This is a genomic window from Rossellomorea aquimaris (assembly GCF_003315075.1).
Taxonomy (GTDB): Bacteria; Bacillota; Bacilli; order Bacillales; family Bacillaceae_B; genus Rossellomorea; species Rossellomorea aquimaris_C.
This window is the reverse complement of the sequence record NZ_QNRJ01000002.1, coordinates 439,683-461,737: the sequence shown is the minus strand read 5'-3', so window position 1 is coordinate 461,737 and position 22,055 is coordinate 439,683. Positions and strand designations below refer to the sequence as shown.

Below are 22,055 nucleotides of genomic sequence, written 5' to 3'. Positions count from 1 at the left end.
GTTTTCTACCTGTCAAAGGGGAGTAGCTATAGGTTTCATACCTAAACAAAGTCGTCAGTTCATGGATTATTCCATCGGCTTTGTTGGCATAATGATTATGCTCAGCAAGACCTTTGCCTTTTTTAGGCAAGGGTCTTTTTATTTTATAAAAATCCTTGCCTATTGGAAAACTAATTGTGTAAATAGGAGGGACTTACATTAATGGATGCTTCAATGTTATTGGAATATGGTTGGGTGCTGCTCATCCTTGTTGGTCTTGAAGGAATTCTGGCTGCCGATAATGCAGTTGTTATGGCAGTCATGGTTAAACATCTGCCGGTAGAACAAAGAAAGAAAGCACTCTTTTATGGTCTGCTGGGAGCTTTTGTCTTTAGATTTGCTGCACTATTCCTCATTTCGTTCTTAGTGAATGTATGGCAGGTTCAAGCCATCGGGGCCATTTATTTATTCTATGTGTCGATTCATCATTTCGTTAAAAAGAGGAAAGATACGGGAGTTGTCGAGTCAGAGTCTAACAAGGGCTCAGGTTTCTGGACGACGGTATTGAAGGTAGAGCTTGCAGACATCGCCTTTGCAGTTGACTCCATGTTAGCTGCCGTAGCTTTAGCGGTTACTTTGCAGCCAACCGGATGGTTTGATGTCGGTGGAATTGATGGAGGTCAGTTTATCGTCATGTTCCTTGGTGGAATCATCGGCTTGGTGATCATGCGATTTGCTGCAACATGGTTTGTGAAGCTATTGGAGAAATATCCTACATTGGAATCAGCGGCGTTTTTAATTGTTGGTTGGGTTGGGGTGAAGCTGGCTGTCTTTACGCTTGCTCATCCTGATGTAGCGATTCTGGATCACCATTTTCCTGAATCGAAGCCTTGGAAGCTCGTCTTCTGGACCGTTTTAATCCTTTTATCAGTTGGAGGATATTTATTATCACGAAAGAAAGCAAAACAGGAAGAAGCCAAAGAAGAAGCCAAAGAAGCCAAAGCCGAATAAAGAAAAATCGAAAGCTAACGTGAGAAAAATTCACGTTAGCTTTTTTGCTATGAGGAAGCATATGTCTACCATCCCTCTCCTTTATGAGAACTTTTTCAATTTTTATTTGTATAAACCCCCTCAAAAAAAATTCTCTTAACGTAACTCCTTTAATAAGGCGATCGATCGACCAATAAAACTTAACTTCCGAGGTGTACATATGACAAAATATTCCAAATTAATGAAATCATCTTTAGCTGTATTAGTGGCAGGATCTATTAGCTTTTCAGGTTCATTGGCTTATGCGAATAACGATGAAAAAACGTTCGACACGGTTACAATTGAGCAAAAGGGCAGTACAGGCGTTGCAGTGAATGACGAAGCCATGATTGATTCTGCTAAAAAAGAAATTGAAGAACTGGAAAAGACGGAAACCCCATCATTACTTCCTGGTGATTTCTTCTATTTTGCTAAGCTTGCTTTAGAGAAAGTGAAGCTTGCCTTTACGATGGATGATGCGAAAGAAGCAAAATTACTTGCAGAGTATGCAGCAGAAAGGCTTGCTGAAGTAGAAGCTTTATTTGAAGAAGGAAAAGAAGAGGAAGCCATCGAAGCAATCAATCATGCCATTGAAATGATTCAACGTTCTGGAGACGAATCATCACACGGTGAGAACGAAGAAGCTTCTAGCGATGAATCAATGGGAGAGTCAGCGGACGAAACCACAGTTGAATCGAATACTGAAGAGGAAAACATTGAAACGGAAGAAATCAAAGAAAGTAATGATGAAGAAACTGTAGAAGAATCAGATTCCGAAGAAAAATCGGATGAAATGACGGAAATGGAAGAATTAATGTCACAAAATATCATCGCACTTCAAGCTAATCTGGAGAAAGTGAAGAACCCTAAAGCGAAAGCCGCCCTTCAAAAAAATATTGAGAAGAGCTATATGAAATTAGCCGAAAAGCTTGCAAAACTTGAAGAGAAATGGGCGAAAAAAGCAAATGCTCAAGAAGAAACAGAATCCGATGAATTGGTAGTGGAAGACCCTGAAACAACAGTTGAGGAATCAGCACCAACCGATACAACAAATGATGAGGATACAGCTGAAAATACAATTCAGGAATCTCCTCAAGCAGCAAAGACTGCCCCAGTAAAAGTTAAACATGTAGAAGAAGAAGAGAAAAAAGAATTAAAGCAACAACAAAAGCAAGAGAAAAAAGAAGCAAAAGAAGTTCGTAAACAAATGAAAAACGAGGAAAAACAAGCTCGTCATGATGTTAAAGTAGAAAAGAAACAGCATCAGCCAGCTTCAAAACAGAAGGAACACCAGGGTCAGAACAGTAAAAGCGGAAAAGAAAACGGCAAGGGTCACAATAAAGACTAAGTATAAAGCAATAGCTTCAGGATAGGCTGAAACTAATGATTCGTCAGTCTCGAAGGGGATGCTGAACTTAAAGTGAGACTTCAATTACTGAGTTGATTGCATCTGTAAAGATTACTTAAGCAGTACCCCTTCCTCTCTATTATCCTTTTAATATCAACTTCATATGAGTATAATAGTGTGCAGGATGGAGTGAGACTGATGCTAAATGTAATACTGATTTTACTAGCCAAACAAAAGAAGAAACAAACGCTCGAAGACATGGCGATACGAATACAAAATGGTGATGAACAATTACTGAACATAGTTCTGGAAGACTATAAGCCATTTATAAAAAAGACGGTATCTTCAGTCTGCAAGCGGTATATCTATGAAAGTGATGATGAATTCAGCATCGGTCTTATTGCCTTTCATGACGCTATCTTAAAATATAATCATCAGCGAGGGTCATCCATCATTAGTTTTTCTGAAGTAATCATCAAACGGAAAGTAATAGATTATATCAGAAAAAACGGAAGGTATCAGGATGTGAGCATCGACATGAGTCTGGTTGAGGATGATGAAGAGAACCCTAATTTAACAATCGAGCAAATTGTCTCAGTTGAAGAATATGGGAAGCAGCAGGAAGGAACGAAGAGGCGTGAAGAGATCATCTCTTTCCAAGAACATCTTTCTCACTTCAAATTATCCTTCCATGAGCTGGTCGAACAATCACCTAAGCATGAAGATGCCAGACTGAATGCCATTGACATTGCTAAAACGGTGGTGAATTCCAAGGAATTATTGGAGTACCTCCTTGAAAAGAAACGATTACCCATAAAAAAATTAGAGAAACAGGTAAACGTTAGTAGAAAAACAATTGAGAGAAATAGAAAATATATTATTGCCATTACTCTTATTCTTATTGGAGATTATGTGTATTTACGGGATTACTTAAAAGGGCGGTTAGAGATATGAAAAATGGGATTATTATGGAAATTAGACGTGATATCCTCGTTATGATGACGTCAGAAGGGGAATTTCTGACGGGAAGAAGGCAGCCCAATCAAAATTATACAATTGGAGATGAAATTCCTTTCTTTCCTTTGCATCATGAAACTGCTATCGCCAAACCATCTATTAAATGGAATTGGAAAGTATCGACTGCATTATTAACAACTATCATCATCATCCTCACCCTGTTTTCAAGTGATTTCTTACAGGATAACCAGGCATATGCCTATGTGTCTGTCGATATCAATCCAAGTATGGAATTGACACTGAATGAAAAACAACAGGTGATCAAGATTACCCCTTACAATGAAGATGCCAAATTGCTTCTAAAAGAGTTAGTTGACTGGGATAACATGGATGTAAGTGAAGTGACAGAGGAAATCTTCCTGTTATGCGAGGAATTGGGATATTTAAAAGAGAATCAAAATGTTCTCATCACCTCTTCATTTATTGAGGATTCAAATGGTCAGAGTGAAGATGATTTGGTTGCTGAAATAAATAAGTTTGTTCAAGAATACAGCACAGATCACAACATGAACATTACGGTGAAAGAAACATCGCAGGAAATGAGAGAAGAAGCTTCTGATAAAGGAATGACTGCGGGGTCTTTATTACGGGAAACTGAAAAAGTTGAAGCACCGAAACCGGCAAGTGATCCTATAGAGGATAGTAAAGAGCAAGATGTGCTTAAAGAGGGAATGAAGAAAGAGGAGAATTCAAAGGTCGAGAGTCAAAATGTGGAGTTACCATCTGAAGAGAAGAAGCAGAAACCATCGAAACCTGAGAACCATCCAAAAAATAATAAACCTCTTTCAAATGAAAATAAGCCTCAAGAAAAACCTGCACAATCCCAGGGCAAAAGCAATTCATCTGACCACCACAAATGGAATGAGTCCAATGGGAAACACAATGGTTCTTCTAAACAGGGAGATAAAGATCAAACCAGAGGCAAAGAAAACCGTGATAATCACGAAAAGAATAACGAAGTAAAGAAAAATGATCATCAAGAAAAAAAAGAGAGTAAAAAAGATAAAGACTAATAAACAGCGACCCATTTATTAAATGGGTCGTTCTCATTTAAAAGGGGTAGCTGGTGAATCCAGCTACCCCAAGCCAATATTATTTAGTTTGTTGTCCGGAAAGTTGAGATTGAGCTTGTTTAACCAGTCGTTTTGTAATTTCTCCTCCAACGGATCCGTTAGAGCGAGCTACTGTATCTGATCCGAGTGTCACACCAAACTCTTGAGCGATTTCATATTTCACTTGATCAAGGTATTGTTCAACACCAGGAACGAGTAATTTATTACTGCTTCTTGCCATGGTTGTTTCCTCCTTAGTAGTAGACTTGAAACAATGATGTTTCTGTAGTACTATTATTTGTCTTATTTCTTCGAACATGAATGGTAATATTTCGCCGAAATTGTATAGTTTGTATGGGAGGAAATGAATCACGGATACTTGATGGTTTAAGCTGCTTTCCTTAAAGAAAGAATAAACATATAGGAAATTACCCATTTTTCCTTTCATTCTTCGTACATATTCATTAAGATAGAAAAGGAAATAACCTTGAAAGGGAAAAACAGATATGTGGTATAAACTTAGATTAAATTTGAATAAATTGACTCCAGCTCAAGTCATTGTGACCTTTTACCTTATCGCTGTGACTGTGGCGACGATTCTTTTGAGCTTACCATTTGCCCATAAACCCGGGGCAGAGTGGAGTTTTATTGATGCTATTTTCACTTCTGTCAGTGCCGTCAGCGTAACAGGCTTGACGGTTGTTAGTACTGCGGATACGTTTAACACAGTAGGGATTTTCTTATTGATATTTGTTTTACAGTTCGGTGGAATTGGAATCATGACCCTTGGAACGTTTTTCTGGCTTTTAGTAGGAAAGAAAATTGGTTTGAAAGAACGACGGTTGATTATGATGGATCAAAATCAATCCAACTTGTCGGGTCTTGTTCATCTATTAAAACAAATACTCCTCATCATCATTATTATTGAACTAGTAGGTGCATTCATATTAGGGGTATATTTTTTAAGCTATTATCCAAGTTGGCAGGAAGCTTTCATACATGGACTCTTCGCCTCAGTAAGTGCAACAACTAACGCTGGCTTTGATATCACTGGTCAGTCACTTATTCCATATAAAAATGACTATTTTGTTCAATTTATTACCATTATTTTAATTACATTAGGTGCAATAGGATTTCCCGTATTGATTGAAACAAAAGACTATCTATTGAATAAGCACCGAAATAAACATCATTTTTCCTTGTTTACTAAAATTACAACCATTACTTTTGGGCTATTGTTGGTATTTGGGACTTTAATTATTTGGTTATTCGAATATGATCAATTTTTTGCAGGAATGACCTGGCATGAATCATTCTTTTATTCATTATTTCAGTCTGCATCCACTAGGAGTGGAGGACTAGCCACCATGAATGTCGCTGAATTTTCAACTCCGACTTTAATGGTGATGAGTGCGCTAATGTTCATCGGGGCCTCTCCAAGCTCAGTGGGTGGGGGAATTAGGACAACGACCTTTGCCCTGAATATTTTGTTCTTATTCCACTTCGCCAGGGGCAATAAAACGATCAAGGTCTTTAGGAGAGAAGTGCACGAACAGGACATCATTAAGTCCCTAGTCGTTACGATGGTGGCCGTCCTTATGTGCTTTGTAGCGGTGGTAATCCTAACGATTACAGAAGACCACAGTCTGATTGAAATAATATTTGAAGTAGCTTCAGCCTTTGGAACCACAGGTTTATCATTGGGAATCACATCTGACCTTTCAACAATTGGAAAGAGCGTGATTATAGGCCTCATGTTTATAGGACGTGTCGGCATACTTTCCTTCTTGTTTATGATAGGTGGAAAAGAAAAAACAACCAAATATCATTATCCAAAGGAAAGGGTCATTATTGGATAGAAAAACGATGCATGCCGCATCGTTTTTTTATTTGAGCACAGAATAGGGAACATCAAAGTAAAGCCAAAGGAAGAGAATGATGGGGAAGGATATAATCCATCCTACCAACGGGTTTTTATGATGAACAATGAGTACGGTGAACATCATGATATTAAATAGGATATCCCATCCCAAATGCCAGCCGTTGTGATAGGTCATCATTCCAAGTAAATGGGATAAGCCTTCCGTCACACCATAAATACCCGTCCACAATAGTATCCAGGCTATTTTCCCCCGGTATGTCGAGGGGAGCCTGCCGATAAAGATGGAAATGGTTGAGGTGTATTGAACAAGCATTTTACACAGGGAAATGATCGTATGATTCAGGCTGATGTGATCGCCGAATGCTGTAATCGCATGGAATTTCCACATAGAGTAGTCATACAAAAGAAACTGTGAAAGTAGGTCTCCAATAATAAAAAACAACAATGTTGGATAATAGCTGTAGAAATCTTTCCAATTCCCGAATTTCCATCCAAGTAGAGCGTAACAAAATAAGAAGACAAGTATCATGTTATATCCTCATTTAGCATTTTTGCATAGTTTTTGGTTATATGCTTCATTTATTCAGACTTTTTCTTCTAGTAATGGAATACCTTTCGCGGACTCTTTCGGAATGGAAAGAGTATCGGGTGGGGAAAGTAAGGATACAAAGGAGATGAGTTAATGATGAAACGTAAAGCTCAGTATAATGCTGCTGAAAAGAATAATCAAACACCTTTAAAGAATAAGCAAGAGGCAGAATTCTCCGCTGAATTCTCACAAGCAGAAGATCCTGCGAAGGGAAAGAATAGAAACTCTTCTAAAGGGATGAAGGGCAGAAGCTGATGAAGGATAAAAAACAATCTTTCCGTGAAGAATTTGGTCAGGAATTTGGAGATGTTAATGCGGCTAAGATTCTGGAAGTGACACAAAAACAGCCAAAAGCAAAAGAAAACAAGAAAAAATGTTAAGCAGTTCGCTTAACATTTTTTCTTGTTTATAGTGAAACAGATTGTCGGTCAAACTCAAATACGGTAGATTGACCCGAGGCTGGCTCAAAGTAAGCTAATACAAACTGATCTTGTCCATCCTTCGACTGAATCGTTTCAAGGAGTGTATGCTTATACAATTCTTTTTCATTTAAGTTTAGCCTAGCGAAAGATTCACCTGCGATAGATGGTTGTGACAGCAAGGTTTGATATATCGCAGACCTTTCTTCTTTGGTCAGTTCATGTGTCCACCAAGGCTTTCTTGGTTTGTACTTCTGATTCTCCAAATAATCCAGTTTCATTAGACCTTCAATAATCGAAATGTTGTAGCTTGTCTCTGTAAATAAGAACTCATGCAGTCTTTTAAACAAATCCTCGAGTTGATGTCCGATTCTTGACCAACCACGATTTTCCCAGTAGGAGCCGAATAGTTGGAAGAAATCGAATGGTGTCTCAAAGCATTCGGTCACCAGATATTCGATCGTCCGGTCCATACGATGATCGTTCCAATACTTTTCTAATACATCTTCAACCTGTTTGATTCTAACGATATCATCAAAGGATAATACATTGTTCCCGAGGATCTCATAAGGTGAATGGTCCATGTACGTATATTGATGATCGTTGGCACGAATCCTTAAGCCTGTACCGCGAAGCATCTTCAGGAATCCTAATTGAAGTTCCTCTGGACGCAGTTCAAATACATCATTGAACGTTTTCCGGAATGAATTGTAATCCTCTTCAGGCAGACCGGCAATCAAATCCAGATGCTGATCGATCTTTCCTCCATCCTTGACCATCGTAACGGTTCTTGTCAGTTTCGAGTAATTTTGTTTTCTCATCACAAGATCATTCGTTTCGTCATTTGTTGATTGGATTCCAATTTCAAAGCGAAATAACCCTGCTGGGGCATTTTCGTTCAGGAATTCAATGACTTCGGGTCTCATGATATCGGCTGTGATTTCAAATTGAAAGACGGTTCCAGGTAAGTGTTCGTCGATTAGAAATTGAAACATTTCCATGGCATAGCTACGGCTGATATTGAACGTACGGTCCACAAATTTAATGGTTTTTGCGCCATTTTTCATTAAGAATCGAATGTCATCTTTTACCTTTTCTCTGTCAAAGTAACGTACACCTACTTCGATCGAAGAGAGACAGAATTGACATCGAAATGGACAACCCCTGCTTGTCTCGATATACGTCACCCTTTTACCCAATTGAGGCAGATCTTCTTGAAAGCGAAACGGTGAAGGTACTTCCCTTAGATCAATTTTATTCTGCTGTGGCTTGATGACCGGCTTTCCATCTGCTAAGTAAGCCACTCCATGGACCTTTGAAAAGTCCCTGTCGCCATTCAGTTCATCCAATAACTGCTTAAAGGATTCTTCCCCTTCACCGATCACGATAAAGTCAACGTCTTCCAGCCGCTCCAACCAGTAGGGAACATCATATGTGACTTCCGGACCTCCCAGGACAATGGTTACCTCAGGCAGGATTTTGCGAAGGATCTTGATCACTTTGATTGTCTCTTCGATATTCCAAATGTAACAGCTGAATCCAATAATATCAGGTTTTTTCGAGAACAAGTCACTAGCGATGTTAAGGGTGGGATCCTTAATGGTGTATTCAGCCAATTCTATCTCATGTTCTGGCTCTGCAAAGGCCTTCAGACAACGAATGGCCAGATTGGTGTGAATATATTTAGCATTTAACGTACTTAAAACGACTTTCTTCATAAATAAGCTCCTTTTATACTAACCTCACATGGATGAGCCATGTGAACCATTGTAAACCATATTTTCCAACATATACGAGATGTTCGTACATCTAATATTAACCGTACTGATTATCATTTTATCTAAGGAAGAGAAAAAGCTCAATGTTTGTCTGGAATGAATTTAAATTTATTGTAAGTATTAGAAGGAATTTAAGGAAAAGTTACGAATAGTATAATAAAATAGTTAGTTTTTTTGAAAATTGTGTAGAAGGATGATCGATGCATACCTTAAGAGAATAGATACTCATGAAAAGGGACTGACCCGTGTCTGCTATTGGGTCAGCCCTTTCTAGTGAGGTTTATCTTGTTTTCATTTCTCTCTTTGAAAGAAGTTTCTGGAGTTTGGTTGATTTAAATTCCACTATCGGTTGCGTTAGGCTTGTGAATAACTTTGTCGAGAAAATCATGGTCATAACCAATGATACACCGAGTAAGACTAATAAACTCGTAGTGGGATCAATGGTATCCTTCAGCTGGCTTTCCCGGAATAATCGGATAAGAAAGCCGTGGAGCAAGTATACATATAGCGTATTTTTGCCCCATTTAGTGAAGAACCTTCTTTTCGTAGGGACAAAGGTAAAGAAGCTAAAGACCATCACAACGTTCAGCAGGTAAACAAATGCCCTAACCGCTAAACTGATGGTGTTGTTCCCTTCGAAGTCTCCATACGGCTTAGAGCCGAGTAACCATTTATCGGAGAATTCAGGGATGAAATACATTCCTAAAAATACAAGAACAAATAATGTACCTGCCACTATACGAGCTTTACTCGTTTTAAAATATTCGAAGTGCTCCTTATCCAAGTAATAGCCCATCAGGAAAATCGGAAAGAAAACAAATGTTCTGGACAGACTTAGATAGTTTGAAATGACATCAGCAAATCCTACAAGCAGGCCGATGGAAAAAGCGATTGTCAAACCGACGGCGGGCTTGAACTTAAACCACTTGATGAAAACATACAATAATGCGTTCCAACAGAATAAACTGATGAGAAACCATAATGACCAGTGCGGATTCAGTGGATCCACTTCAAATGTTGATTTCTGATAAAGAAAGTAGTAATACACCGTGTAGATCAATTGAAACGCAATGTAAGGAAGTATTAACCTTTTCGCCAGTTTTTGAATATATCCCTTTTTATAAAATCCTTTTGCGAATAACCCTGCCACAAGAATGAAGGCTGGCATGTGGAAGGTGTAAAGCGTTTTGTACAGAGAAAGGATAAAGGGATCGCTTTCTATATAGGACCGGATCAAATGTCCAAATACAACCAGGAAGATCAAAATGAATTTGGCATTGTCGAAGTAATAGTCACGTTGTTTCATATCTTCACCATCTCTTAGAAAAGATTTATCCTAATTCATTCTTACCCTAGGATACAATGAGTAAAACATGAATTTCACTGTTAATTATCACCAAAAGTATGGGAAGCTATGCGAACTCTATAATGACCTGAGCCAATAGTCGTCTTTTAAAATAGTAAGGGGATGAAGAAATGACTAATAGTAGTGAATTACAGAAAGAGCTGAATAAGGAAGAATGTCATCCCGTCGATAGGGAAATTTGCTTAGCATCACCCATGCCGATGTTCGTGATCAATAAAGAGTTGAAAATTGTCTTTGCCAATGAAGGAGCATGTGAAACGCTCGAGACCTCGAAGGAAAGGATTGCAGGCACACTGTTCAGCAACTTTTTTTCTTCAGTTCCGGCCCCGATTGTGGCTCATTATCAGGAAGTAATGGAAACAGGAACGAACCTTGAAGATGAAACCTTGATGAATATTAGTGATAAGAAAATCATCCATATTGAACTATTGCTTAAAAAATCGACCATTTCCCCTAATGCCTATCTGTATTTCAAGGATGTAACGGCACTAAAGGAAAAAGAGCGGAAAGATCATATGAATGTCCATTTGTTATCGAATATCTTTCAAAATGCATCAGAAGGAATTGTTCTCTTTGATATTGAAGGAAATATTAACGACGTGAATCAGGCGTTCAGTTCACAGGTCGGATTGGAAAAGGATGAAATCACAAACAGGAACATAAGCTCATTTATCCCTGAAAATGCCCATTATAAGGTTGAAAAGATAAAAGAACTGATTGCTCAAAACAAAAAAGCCCGTGGGGAAATTCCTATAAAGAAATCACACAGCATTTCAATTGTGGAATTTACGACAAGTCCGTATGTGCATCACAAGCTTCATATGGCCATCCTTAGGGATGTAACCGAGAAGAGGCAGATGGAGATTCAATTAAAAAGAAACGAAGAGTTGTTTAAAGGTTTATTCGAAGAAGCGATTGATGCGATTGTGTTATGGGATCAGGATGGCAGAGTACTTAAAGCGAACACTTCTGCCCTGAAGATCTTTGAATGCTCCCTTTCAGAGCTTCTTTCAAAAAGGATCCGTGACTTTGTTTATCCGCTGGAAAGCCAAAAGTTTGATTTGGTCATGGAACAGTTAAACAGGAGCGGTGCTGTAAGGGATGAAGTATTGTTTCTAATGCCTAACAATCAGTTGAAGCATTTGGAATTCACTTCTAAGCTTCATTCCGTTGATGGGTATAATATGACGATCTTCCGAAATGTCAGTGAGCGTTATCAAATGGAGAAGGAATTACGGGAAAGCGAGGAGAGGTTCAGGAAGATCTTCGAAGGTTCATTGGACGGCCTGATTCTTACCAATCACAATTATGTTGTCGTAGACGCAAATCCTGAAGTGAGTAAGATCATTGATATCGAGAAAGATCACTTAATTGGTAAAGATGTACGTGAAATATTGAATATAGAACCCGATGAAGAATCATATGATGAATACTTACAACAATTGAAAGAAGACGGACAGGCGACATTTTTAAAAACATTGACTTCTCATAGGGATAAGGTTCAATACATTGAGCTGTCATCCAAGTACAATCTGCTCTCTAATTTAAATTTAACGATCATTCGTGACATTACAGAACAAATTGAAATGCAAGAGCAATTGAGAAAGTCAGATACATTGAGTGTGGTTGGAGAGCTTGCTGCAGGGATTGCCCATGAAATCAGAAATCCGATGACCGCCCTTAAAGGCTTTATTCAATTGTTGGAAAATAGTGTGGGTCAAGATCATGAGATGTACTTTAATGTGATTACTTCTGAGTTTCAGAGAATTGAATCCATCATAACTGAGTTTCTGGTATTAGCAAAGCCACAGGCAATTCAATATCAAGAAACGAATTTAATCAGGATCATGAAAGATACCGTTGAACTATTAAGTGCTCAGGCAGTCATGCATAACGTTCAGTACGAGGAGAGCTACCAAGCGGACCTCCCGACCATCATCGCAGAGCCCAATCAGTTAAAGCAGGTATTCATTAATGTCATCAAGAATGCGATTGAAGTCATGACGGACGGTGGGTTCATTTCCATCCGGATCCAAGAGACGGATGATGAAATGATTCACATTCGCATTAAAGACCAGGGTGGCGGGATATCAAAGGATAAGATTAAAAAGCTTGGTGAACCTTTTTACACAACGAAGGAACGGGGAACTGGACTTGGACTGATGGTAAGCTTTAAAATTATTAAAGAGCATAAAGGAATCGTTCAGGTTGAGAGTATCGTAGGGGAAGGAACGATTTTCCACATTTATCTACCTAAATCTTAAAGGAGTCCTGCAACATGTCATTTCATGCTATTGTGATGGAGAGCCCGATTGGGAAATTAGAGCTTCAAGCAGATCAGAGCCATCTTATTTCGGTACAGTTTGTGGAAGATGAAGGGAAAGCGGATTCTGACACGGATCATCCGATATTAAAGGTTGCACAAGAACAAATCAGCCAATTCTTTAAAGGAGAGAGAAGAGAATTTGATCTTCCTTTAAAGATAGAAGGAACAGCTTTTCAGAAAGAAGTATGGAAAATCCTGCAGGAGATTCCATTTGGTGAAACCTGGTCTTACCAGGATGTAGCCTTAGCGATTCAAAGACCCAAAGCTGTAAGGGCAGTGGGACAAGCGAATAAAGCCAATCGATTTCCCATCATCATCCCATGTCACCGTGTCATCGGAAAGAATAACACACTTACAGGCTATGCCGGTAAGCAGGTGGATAAGAAACAAATCTTACTGTTGTTAGAAAAATAGACTCAGTTACAGGCATTTTCCATAAGGAGAAGGCCTGTTTTTTTTATTAGTGATTGATTTTTTTCACTATTTAGATTAGTATCTAATTAGATACTAATCTAAATAGAAAGGGGGGGACCTGTTGCAATTAAGTAAGCAGGTAGCTTTTCATAAAACGATGGGGGACCCGACCCGGATCAAGATTGTCTATTTACTGGCATCAGAAAGACTGCACGTAGGAGCGATTGCGGGAAAACTTGGACTCACCGCCCCGACAATATCCCATCATCTAACGAAACTCAAAGAGTGCAATCTTGTTTATTCACGAAGAGAGAAGAACACGGTTTACTACTATTTGAATAAAAAGGTACTGAGTCATCATGGGAGTGTTCTTCATCAGTTCGCTCATGATGAGAAAGGGGACAGTAAGATGGAAGAAAAACGAATGAAAGAAAAGCAGAAGGTGATGAATAATTTCCTGGAGAAAAATGGGCGAATCAAAAATATTCCTTCTCAACAAAAAAAGAAATTATACATCCTCGAGCATATGGTGGAAGGATTAAAAGTGGGAGAAAAATATAAGGAAAAAGATTTGAATGAATATATTCAGCAATTTCATGAAGACTTTGCAACCTTAAGAAGAGAATTTATCATTCATCAGTTTATGTATCGGGAAAATAGCATTTATGAAGTGAATCCGAGGGAAATGTGGGCGTCGGCAAAGTTATAGGGGTAATAATTTGAAAGTCAAAAGAAGAGCAGGAGGAATCTCTTGCTCTTCTTTTCGCTATTGTTCAATACCTATGGTTTGTTGGATACTTTCCTCGAAGTGAGGATACAGGACACCTTTTTCCGTGATGATGCCGGTAATCAGTTCATGAGGTGTCACATCGAATGCAGGATTATAAACATGAACGTTCTCTGGAGCGATCAACGTCCCGGCGATCGTTGTGATCTCTTCCCGGTTACGCTCTTCTATGGGAATATCGTTTCCGTCTAAGCTGGATAGATCGAAAGTAGAAGAAGGAGCAGCGACATAAAAGGGTATATTGAAATGTTTACACACAATGGCAAGCATGGACGTTCCTATTTTATTTGCCGTATCCCCGTTGGCAGAAATCCGGTCAGCCCCGACAATGACGGCCTCTACACCTTTTTCCTTCATTGTATGGGCAGCCATGCTATCTGTGATGAGGGTGACATCTACCCCTGATTGCTGTAACTCCCAAGCGGTCAGGCGGGCTCCCTGCAGAACGGGACGTGTCTCACATGCATATACCTGAAACGCTTTTCCTTTTTCTCTTCCTAAATGAAAAGGGGCCAAGGCAGTACCGTATTTACTCGTTGCAATGGACCCGGCATTACAGATGGTCATTACGATTTGTTTATCCTTCAATACACTCAATCCATTTTCCCCTATAAGACGGCACACTTCCTCGTCTTCTGCATGAAGCTGGATGGCAGCATGGAGTAGATTGGTTTTCGCTTCATTAACAGAAGAAACTTTCTCTAATACCTTTTCCAACCGGTTCAAAGCCCAAACCAGGTTGACTGCTGTAGGGCGTGAAGCGGCGAGATATTTTTTCTCACGTTGAAACAGGTCGATGAATTCCTCTAACGTTTTCACTTCATACTGACATGCAGATTGGGCTAAACCGTAAGCAGCAGTGAGGCCAATGGCAGGTGCACCTCTCACTTTTAGTGTGATAATCGCATCATAATACTCTTCAATGGTCGTCAGTTTAATGTATTCCACTATGTTAGGCAATTTTTGTTGATTAAGAATCAGTAAATAATCTTCATGCCACTCTAGTGAAGTTGGAATGGTCAATGTTTGTGTCATGATAGTCTCCTTTTGGTTATTCAGAATGGGACTTTATTACGGATAGGAGCTCTTCGATCGAATGGATCTGTTTTCGTTTTATAATCAGTTCCTTACCGAGTGTCAAGCAGTTCCGTTTTGCCTGTAATCTTCGTTCTTTATCCGGGATAGCATCCAGATCTTCAACATGAGCGAGGCCTATCGTCCTTCTGATGCATTCACATCCTGCAAAGCCGATGCTGTCCTGGAAGCTCTTCTCCAATACATATTCAAGGTAGCCATTCACTTTCGTGTAGGCGTCTCCACTTTCTTTCCAATGGCGGGAGAACGCAGTGGAGAAGACGTTCCACGTATTCTCGATGTGATAGAGAATCGTTTCCTCCTCATCAGATTTTGAAACGGCCTGGAAAATAAGGTTGGCAATGAACTGCCCGATATCAAAGCCGATCGGTCCATAAAAGGCAAACTCGGGATCAATCACTTTCGTTTGATTCTGATCTACAAAGATGCTTCCCGTATGAAGGTCTCCATGAAGAAGGGCCTCTCCTTCAGTAAGAAAGCTCTTTTTCAATTTGGCCACCTCGAGTTTCAAGGTGAAATCATCCCATAAATGTTGGACGTCCCGGGAAAGCTCTTCTTCAAATTCATTGGTTTCACTATTGAAGAATGGATCCGTGAATACAAGGTCCTCCGTGATTTTGCACAGCTCAGGATTTGAAAATTCTTTCACGTATTCCTTTTTCTTAAAAGGATGAAGGGCATAATCAGAGGTGAAATATAAGGTATTAGCTAAAAATGTTCCAATGTCATGGGAGAGCCGGGGATACTTTTCCCCTTTGATAAGGCCGGCCCGGGCAATGGTCAGTGCGCTCAAATCTTCCATGACTGTAATCGCAAGTGTCGGATCAGAATAGTACACCTCAGGAACGAGATCCCCTACAATTGATCGCTGAAGCTTAAGGGCACTCGCTTCTATTCTTGCCCGTTCGATTGTCAACGGCCAGCTTTCGCCTACAACCTTCGCATATGGAAGGGCTTGTTTGATGATGATTCCTTTACCTGTTTCCCGTTCTAATACACGAAAGACCAGATTTAAATTCCCGTCTCCAATTTCTTCACACGTTAAGAGAGTGCCATCTTCAAAAATCCTTAAGCCAATCGCCAGCGCAGTTGCCGACTGTTCAGTAAGTGGTTGATATGTATTGAGTTTCGTAATCGCCATTGTCGTTCCTCCTTATAGTACAGTCACATTGAGACTGTGTTGTGGAGGCTTTTCCGTGGCATAAGAAAAGCCTCTTTCCATGTTCGAAAGAGGCTTGAAGAAGGTATCTTCGTCGCCTCTTATCTCTCAGAAAGACTATCTTTCTGTTGGAATTAGCACCGTGCCTTACTGGATCAATCAATCCGGCGCATGCTGCGCCCCGTTTTACAACGGAATTATGGTCGGTTGCTGGGCTTCATAGGGCCAAATCCCTCAGCCAGCTCTTGATAAGAGTTGCGTAAACTATTTAATTAAACTTTCAGAATGTTTCATTTGATTTGAATAGTACCATCGAAGTATTTTCCCTGTCAACGTTTTTTTGAAAAAATAACCTTTCTAATAAAAATCCGGTCTTCGATCCTGGAATATCGGAATCTGTTTTCGGACTCGATCTACTTCCTGTAAATTGATTTCAGCTGAAACCAATTCTTCCATTTGTGATCCCTTTGAAAGAATTTCTCCCCAGGGATCGATAATGAGGGAGCAACCCCCGAATTCATTGTTCGGGTCGCTTCCCACCCGGTTGCAGGCGATCACGAAGCATTGATTTTCAATCGCTCTTGCCCTTAAGAGGGTCTGCCAGTGATCAATTCGTGCTGCCGGCCACTCTGCTACGACATAAACAACCTTGGCACCTAGCAGAACTTGTTTTCTGAACCATTCGGGGAAACGGATGTCGTAACAAATCAATCCCGCCATCTCTGTGTCTTGAAGGGTGAAGATGCCATCTTCATGCCCAGGAAATAAATAATGATGTTCATCCATCAGCTTAAACAAGTGAAGTTTCGAATACTTTTTCACCAACTCGCCTTTTGAATTCGTAACTAAAAGGGTGTTGGACACCCCATCCTGCGTTTTCTGTGCAACAGAACCCCCTACAATGTGAATGGAATATTTCTTTGACAGGGCAGACAGGAAGGAGGCTGAATCCTTTGCTCCTTCATCAGCGATTTCATCCATTCTTGTAAGGTCATATCCAGTCGTCCACAGCTCAGGGAGCACAACCGTATCACAGCCGTCATCACTTGCTTTTTTCACCCATTTCTCTACTTTTTTCTTGTTTTCTTCTGGGTGTCCGAACACAATATCCATCTGAGCAAGACCTATCTTTTGAATCATTTCTTTCACCTCATTAATGACTTTTTGGAATTTATTCCTTTACATTCTTTATTTCCCGTTATATCATTTGTGACTAGAATTTGAAAGTAATTAATTTTCAAAAAAATGTAGTGGGTGAGTGTATGAAAACCTTTGGTAAGGCAAAACGATTAGATTTATTACCTGAACAATTTTTCGCATCCCTCGCAAAAACAGTGAATGCTGCGGTCCAAGAGGGACATGATGTCATTAATTTGGGCCAGGGAAATCCGGATCAACCGACTCCTCCACATATTGTGGAGAAACTGACAGAAGCGGCAGCTTCCCCGTCCAATCATAAGTATCCTCCATTTCGAGGGTTATCGTCCTTTAAGGAGGCGATTGCGGCTTTCTACCTGCGTGAATATGGTGTGGAATTAGACCCGGAAACAGAGGTAGCCGTTCTGTTCGGAGGAAAAGCCGGGTTAGTTGAAATCCCTCAATGTTTATTGAATCCTGGTGATGGGGTATTGGTGCCCGATCCCGGTTATCCCGATTATTTATCAGGGGTGGCATTGGCAGAAGCCCGTATGATTAAAATGCCACTACGAGAGGAGAATGGATTCCTGCCGGATTATCGTGAACACTCCCGTAATGAGCTGGAACATGCGAAGCTAATGTTTCTGAACTACCCTAATAACCCTACTGGAGCGATCGCCACACAATCATTCTTTGAAGAAACAGTCACTCTTGCCAATCAGCATGATATATGTGTCGTACATGATTTTGCCTATGGAGCTATCGGGTTTGATGGAAATAAGCCCATAAGCTTCTTGGAAACGGATGGAGCAAAGGATGTGGGGATTGAGATTTATACCTTATCGAAAACGTATAATATGGCTGGCTGGAGAGTGGGGTTTGCAGTAGGGAATAAAAGTGTCATAGAAGCGATCAACCTTCTGCAAGATCACTTATATGTAAGTCTGTTCGGTGCTATTCAAGAAGCGGCTACCACTGCCCTTTTAAGTTCCCAGGAATGTGTAGATGCACTGGTTTCAACATACGAAGAAAGGAGAAAACTATTAATCTCTGGACTTCAGGATATAGGGTGGGATGTAAAAGCTCCACAAGGTTCCTTCTTCGCCTGGTTAAAAGTACCTGATGGATTCAGCTCTGTAGAGTTCTCTACTTATTTACTTGAAAAAATCAAAGTCGCTGTAGCCCCGGGTGTAGGCTTTGGAGAATTCGGAGAAGGGTATGTACGTGTAGGACTATTAACCACAAACGAACGGATAAAAGAAGCGATTTCGCGTATAGAAAATTTAGAATTATTCCATAAAAGGGATTGACAGAAGTTGAAATTGGTGCAATAATCCAACTGAAATAATGAATAATGAAATTCTTATCAAGAGCAGGCGGAGGGACCAGCCCAATGAAGCCCGGCAACCGACTTATTCAAGCACGGTGCTAATTCTTGCAGCAATAATGCTGACAGATAAGAAAGAGTGACTTTATCAAACCTCTTCTTATTTGGAAGAGGTTTTTTTGTTTGCCCGGGCTTATGAAATCAACTTGCGGCAAAAAATAGCATTTTTAAAAGGAGGCAGGGCAATAATGAGTGAAGTGATAGCTACATATGAACTAAAGGGAAATAGTGGTTCATTCGAGAAAAAGGCAGAAGGGATCGCCCTGGGATTGACGGTCGGTTCATGGACGGACTTACCTCTCCTGGAACAGGATCAATTGCGGAAGTACAAGGGGAGAGTCGTTTCCGTGAAGGAGTGGGAAGAGGAAGGTGGCTCCCGGGGTGAAGTGCAGATTGGCTATCCTGGTCATAATTATTCCAATGATATTCCGGCCATCCTTACGACGGTATTCGGCAAGCTTTCCCTGGATGGTGAAGTGAAATTAGTAGATATAGAGTTTTCCAGTGAATTGAAAAAAGCCTATCCTGGACCACGGTTTGGAATTGAGGGAATAAGGGAGCTGACGGGAGTACAAGATAGACCCCTGTTAATGAGCATCTTTAAAGGCGTAATCGGCAGGGATCTTACCTACCTTGAAACTCAATTAAGGGCACAGGCTCTTGGGGGAGTTGACCTAGTAAAAGACGATGAGATTCTCTTTGATAATTCACTGACACCTTTCACTGAGAGGATCAGTATAGGGAAAAAAGTGTTACACGAGCTGTATGAAGAGACAGGTAAGAATACATTGTATGCTGTAAACCTGACAGGAAGGACTTCAGAATTACGTGATAAAGCAAGAAAAGCACGTGAGCTTGGAGCCCAAGCCCTTTTATTCAATGTGTTTTCTTACGGCCTGGATGTTCTCCAGGAATTGAGGGAGGACCCTGAGATCAGGTTGCCGATTATGGCCCACCCTGCATTTGCAGGTGCTGTTGCTTCATCTCCTGCATATGGTGTGAGCTATTCTTTATGGTTAGGGAAATTCCTACGCATGGCCGGAGCTGATTTCTCTTTATTTCCATCTCCATATGGAAGTGTCGCATTAGATAAGAACCAAGTCCTGTCCCTCAGCCATGAGTTAACGAAGGATGATGATCATCTAAGAAGAGCATTGCCGGTACCGTCAGCAGGCATTCATCCTGCCCTTGTACCGCATTTGGTGAAGGATTTTGGTGTAGACTGTGTCATTAATGCAGGGGGTGGCATCCATGGACATCCAGATGGGGCAATTGGAGGGGGAAAGGCATTCGTTCAAGCAATTGAGGCAGTTTTAAGGGGAGAGACTCTCACAGATGCTGCAGATTCACATGGTGAGCTTCGTAAAGCACTATCTCTATGGGGAGAGGAGGTAAAGGTATAGTGACGAGTCCGATCATTTTTTGTGATTTTGATGGAACGATTACAGAAACCGACAATATCATCTCGTTGATGAAATCCTTTGCCCCTCCAGAATGGGAACCTATCAAAGACGACATCTTAAATCAGACGTTGTCCATTAAAGAAGGGGTAAGCAAGCTATTTTCACTTATTCCTTCATCACAGAAAGAGGAAATGATTCAGTATCTATTAGACACAGCAATCATACGTAAAGGGTTTAAGGAGTTTGTAGAGTATACAAAAGAACATGAAATCCCTTTGTATATCGTGAGCGGTGGAATCGACTTCTTTGTTCATCCTTTACTAAAAGATTATGGGCCCTTTAATGGGATTTATTGTAATGAAGCAAAATTTAACGACTCAACCATAGAGATTCATTGGCCACATCCTTGCGATGATCACTGTGAAAGTAAAGGATGTGGATGCTGCAAGCCTTCCATCTTGAGGATGCTGTCTTTAACAAAAGGTACAGAGGTCATTGTGATAGGGGATTCTGTTACAGATATCGAAATGGCGAAGCTTGGAGACACTGTGATCGCCAGAGACTATTTGGCACATACATGTGAAGAAAAAGGAATACCCTATCATCCGTTTGAATCCTTCCACGATTGTATGGACGTCATTGAAAAAGGAGTGAAAATATGAATTCCTATCAATCTCAATGGGAAGAACTCGCTGATATTAAAAGGGAATTGGCAGCGAGGGATTGGTTTATGGGAACGAGCGGGAACCTTGCGATCCGAGTGAGTTCTTCCCCTGCCACTTTCCTGGTTACGGCAAGTGGAAAGGATAAAAGGAAGCAAACCGAAGAAGATTTCCTGCTCGTAAATGCACGTGGTGAGGCCATCCAGGATACTCCTGCACGACCATCAGCAGAAACATTGCTGCACAGTCATGTTTTTACAGAAAGCTCAGCAGGATGCAGCTTACATGTCCATACCGTGGCGAATAATGTGATCAGTGAACTGTATGGGGATGAAGGTGTCGTCACATTCAGAAACCAAGAATTAATTAAAGCGTGGGATAAATGGGAGGAAGACGATTCTTTGTCCATTCCAATCATCCGTAATCATGCGCATATCCCGTCGCTTGCCGATGAGTTTCGGTCCTTTATTAAAGCAGACAAAGGGGCAGTGCTCATTCGCAACCACGGGATTACAGTATGGGGAAGAACCGGTTTTGAAGCGAAGAAACTATTAGAAGCTTGTGAGTTTATGTTTCAATATCAACTCACTCTTTTATCTATAACGAACGCGGGATCCATTACTAAAGGGGGAGTAAGATTATGACGACAATCAAAATTCAGGGGAAAAATCAGGTCATTGATAATCAGGAAGAGGTAGTGAAGTATTTAAGTGAACAAGGAGTCATTTATGAGCATTGGAATATCGAAAAGCTGGACGAAGGACTAAGGGACCGATACGATTTAGCCGAAGATGATAAAGTGGAAATTCTCTCTGTTTTTAAAGAGGAAATAGAAGATATTTCAGAGCGAAGAGGATATCAGGCCTGGGATGTGATTTCCCTTTCCGAGCGAACACCTAATCTTGAAGAGCTTTTAAGGAATTTCCAACAGGAGCATCATCACACAGATGATGAAGTCCGTTTTATTGTAAACGGACATGGTGTATTTGTTATTCAAGGAAGCGATGGTGATTTCTTTGAAGTGCATCTAAACCCGGGTGACTTAATTTCAGTCCCTGAAAACATCCGCCATTATTTTACATTGAGTGAAGACAAGCAAGTAGTTGCCGTCCGTATTTTCGTCACACAGGAAGGCTGGGTACCAATCTATTAATATAACTTTTGGGTAGGCGAAAGGTGGAAACCATTGTCTATCCTTTTGTTTTTAGTAGAAGAGATATTTGGCG

Annotated in this window: 22 protein-coding genes and 3 riboswitches; of the genes, 15 read left to right on the top strand and 7 right to left on the bottom strand. The window is 40.4% G+C overall.

The window, feature by feature from the left end:
* Positions 1-5: 5 nt before the first annotated feature.
* Positions 6-103: riboswitch (yybP-ykoY riboswitch) on the top strand.
* 98 nt (positions 104-201) lie between these two features.
* From DET59_RS04740 to DET59_RS04725, 4 genes are all read left to right on the top strand, one after another.
* The gene (locus DET59_RS04740; RefSeq protein ID WP_113968445.1) at positions 202-990 is read left to right on the top strand and encodes a TerC family protein; all 789 of its coding nucleotides are present in this window, start codon (positions 202-204) and stop codon (positions 988-990) included.
* 199 nt (positions 991-1,189) lie between these two features.
* Positions 1,190-2,356, top strand: a complete 1,167-nt coding sequence (locus DET59_RS04735; RefSeq protein WP_113968444.1) for a DUF5667 domain-containing protein — start codon at positions 1,190-1,192, stop codon at positions 2,354-2,356.
* Positions 2,357-2,554: 198 nt separating this feature from the next.
* Entirely contained in the window at positions 2,555-3,310 is a 756-nt protein-coding gene (gene sigI, locus DET59_RS04730) for an RNA polymerase sigma factor SigI (RefSeq protein WP_113968443.1), read from the top strand.
* Positions 3,307-4,386, top strand: coding sequence for an anti-sigma factor domain-containing protein (locus DET59_RS04725; protein ID WP_113968442.1), 1,080 nt, complete (start codon positions 3,307-3,309; stop codon positions 4,384-4,386). Before sigI ends, DET59_RS04725 begins: the two co-directional genes overlap by 4 nt.
* Before the next feature lie 79 nt (positions 4,387-4,465).
* On the opposite strand, the gene DET59_RS04720 is transcribed toward DET59_RS04725, so the two are convergent.
* Positions 4,466-4,666 carry an alpha/beta-type small acid-soluble spore protein gene (locus DET59_RS04720; RefSeq protein ID WP_044337619.1) on the bottom strand — a complete coding sequence of 67 codons (201 nt, stop codon included), beginning with the start codon at positions 4,664-4,666 and terminating at the stop codon, positions 4,466-4,468.
* Positions 4,667-4,931: 265 nt separating this feature from the next.
* Between DET59_RS04720 and DET59_RS04715 the strand changes: the two genes are divergently transcribed.
* On the top strand, positions 4,932-6,284 hold the full coding sequence (locus tag DET59_RS04715; protein ID WP_113968441.1) for a TrkH family potassium uptake protein: 1,353 nt from the start codon (positions 4,932-4,934) through the stop codon (positions 6,282-6,284).
* 27 nt (positions 6,285-6,311) lie between these two features.
* Here the strand turns inward: DET59_RS04715 and DET59_RS04710 are convergent, their stop codons facing one another.
* On the bottom strand, positions 6,312-6,836 hold the full coding sequence (locus DET59_RS04710) for a hypothetical protein (RefSeq protein WP_113968440.1): 525 nt from the start codon (positions 6,834-6,836) through the stop codon (positions 6,312-6,314).
* A gap of 153 nt (positions 6,837-6,989) precedes the next feature.
* Between DET59_RS04710 and DET59_RS21520 the strand changes: the two genes are divergently transcribed.
* Together DET59_RS21520 and DET59_RS21970 are read left to right on the top strand one after the other, a co-directional pair.
* On the top strand, positions 6,990-7,151 hold the full coding sequence (locus tag DET59_RS21520) for a hypothetical protein (RefSeq protein ID WP_181778048.1): 162 nt from the start codon (positions 6,990-6,992) through the stop codon (positions 7,149-7,151).
* On the top strand, positions 7,151-7,276 hold the full coding sequence (locus tag DET59_RS21970) for a hypothetical protein (RefSeq protein WP_258549568.1): 126 nt from the start codon (positions 7,151-7,153) through the stop codon (positions 7,274-7,276). Before DET59_RS21520 ends, DET59_RS21970 begins: the two co-directional genes overlap by 1 nt.
* Positions 7,277-7,302: 26 nt before the next feature.
* On the opposite strand, the gene DET59_RS04705 is transcribed toward DET59_RS21970, so the two are convergent.
* Together DET59_RS04705 and DET59_RS04700 are read right to left on the bottom strand one after the other, a co-directional pair.
* Positions 7,303-9,033: a B12-binding domain-containing radical SAM protein gene (locus DET59_RS04705; RefSeq protein ID WP_113968439.1), complete on the bottom strand. Its 1,731-nt coding sequence runs from the start codon at positions 9,031-9,033 to the stop codon at positions 7,303-7,305.
* 340 nt (positions 9,034-9,373) lie between these two features.
* Positions 9,374-10,399 (bottom strand): acyltransferase family protein, encoded by a 1,026-nt coding sequence (locus DET59_RS04700; RefSeq protein WP_113968438.1) that lies wholly within the window; start codon positions 10,397-10,399, stop codon positions 9,374-9,376.
* Positions 10,400-10,569: 170 nt separating this feature from the next.
* On the opposite strand from DET59_RS04700, the gene DET59_RS04695 reads away from it, so the two are divergent.
* The 3 genes from DET59_RS04695 (at position 10,570) to DET59_RS04685 (ending at position 13,908) form a co-directional block, all read left to right on the top strand.
* A complete protein-coding gene (locus DET59_RS04695) occupies positions 10,570-12,723 on the top strand; it encodes a PAS domain S-box protein (protein WP_113968437.1) in 2,154 nt (717 codons plus the stop codon).
* Between the two features lie 14 nt (positions 12,724-12,737).
* Positions 12,738-13,199 carry a methylated-DNA--[protein]-cysteine S-methyltransferase gene (locus DET59_RS04690; RefSeq protein ID WP_113968436.1) on the top strand — a complete coding sequence of 154 codons (462 nt, stop codon included), beginning with the start codon at positions 12,738-12,740 and terminating at the stop codon, positions 13,197-13,199.
* A 121-nt stretch (positions 13,200-13,320) separates the two neighbouring features.
* Positions 13,321-13,908, top strand: coding sequence for a DUF2087 domain-containing protein (locus tag DET59_RS04685; RefSeq protein WP_113968435.1), 588 nt, complete (start codon positions 13,321-13,323; stop codon positions 13,906-13,908).
* Positions 13,909-13,965: 57 nt separating this feature from the next.
* Here DET59_RS04685 and mtnA read toward each other — a convergent pair whose 3' ends face one another.
* The 3 genes from mtnA to DET59_RS04670 form a co-directional block, all read right to left on the bottom strand.
* Complete coding sequence (mtnA, locus tag DET59_RS04680) at positions 13,966-15,021, bottom strand: S-methyl-5-thioribose-1-phosphate isomerase (RefSeq protein ID WP_113968434.1); 1,056 nt, start codon at positions 15,019-15,021, stop codon at positions 13,966-13,968.
* A gap of 16 nt (positions 15,022-15,037) precedes the next feature.
* Positions 15,038-16,222 (bottom strand): S-methyl-5-thioribose kinase, encoded by a 1,185-nt coding sequence (mtnK, locus tag DET59_RS04675; protein ID WP_113968433.1) that lies wholly within the window; start codon positions 16,220-16,222, stop codon positions 15,038-15,040.
* Positions 16,223-16,338: 116 nt separating this feature from the next.
* Positions 16,339-16,495: riboswitch (SAM riboswitch) on the bottom strand.
* Positions 16,496-16,597: 102 nt separating this feature from the next.
* Complete coding sequence (locus DET59_RS04670; protein ID WP_113968432.1) at positions 16,598-17,380, bottom strand: carbon-nitrogen family hydrolase; 783 nt, start codon at positions 17,378-17,380, stop codon at positions 16,598-16,600.
* A 122-nt stretch (positions 17,381-17,502) separates the two neighbouring features.
* Between DET59_RS04670 and DET59_RS04665 the strand changes: the two genes are divergently transcribed.
* From DET59_RS04665 to DET59_RS04645, 5 genes are all read left to right on the top strand, one after another.
* Entirely contained in the window at positions 17,503-18,687 is a 1,185-nt protein-coding gene (locus DET59_RS04665; protein WP_113968431.1) for a pyridoxal phosphate-dependent aminotransferase, read from the top strand.
* Between the two features lie 50 nt (positions 18,688-18,737).
* Positions 18,738-18,840: riboswitch (SAM riboswitch) on the top strand.
* Between the two features lie 112 nt (positions 18,841-18,952).
* Positions 18,953-20,167 carry a 2,3-diketo-5-methylthiopentyl-1-phosphate enolase gene (locus DET59_RS04660; protein WP_113968430.1) on the top strand — a complete coding sequence of 405 codons (1,215 nt, stop codon included), beginning with the start codon at positions 18,953-18,955 and terminating at the stop codon, positions 20,165-20,167.
* The gene (locus DET59_RS04655) at positions 20,167-20,829 is read left to right on the top strand and encodes a 2-hydroxy-3-keto-5-methylthiopentenyl-1-phosphate phosphatase (RefSeq protein WP_113968429.1); all 663 of its coding nucleotides are present in this window, start codon (positions 20,167-20,169) and stop codon (positions 20,827-20,829) included. Before DET59_RS04660 ends, DET59_RS04655 begins: the two co-directional genes overlap by 1 nt.
* Positions 20,826-21,473 carry a methylthioribulose 1-phosphate dehydratase gene (locus DET59_RS04650; RefSeq protein WP_113968428.1) on the top strand — a complete coding sequence of 216 codons (648 nt, stop codon included), beginning with the start codon at positions 20,826-20,828 and terminating at the stop codon, positions 21,471-21,473. The genes DET59_RS04655 and DET59_RS04650 overlap by 4 nt, the downstream gene beginning before the upstream one ends.
* On the top strand, positions 21,470-21,982 hold the full coding sequence (locus tag DET59_RS04645; RefSeq protein ID WP_113968427.1) for a 1,2-dihydroxy-3-keto-5-methylthiopentene dioxygenase: 513 nt from the start codon (positions 21,470-21,472) through the stop codon (positions 21,980-21,982). Before DET59_RS04650 ends, DET59_RS04645 begins: the two co-directional genes overlap by 4 nt.
* Positions 21,983-22,055: the final 73 nt, after the last annotated feature.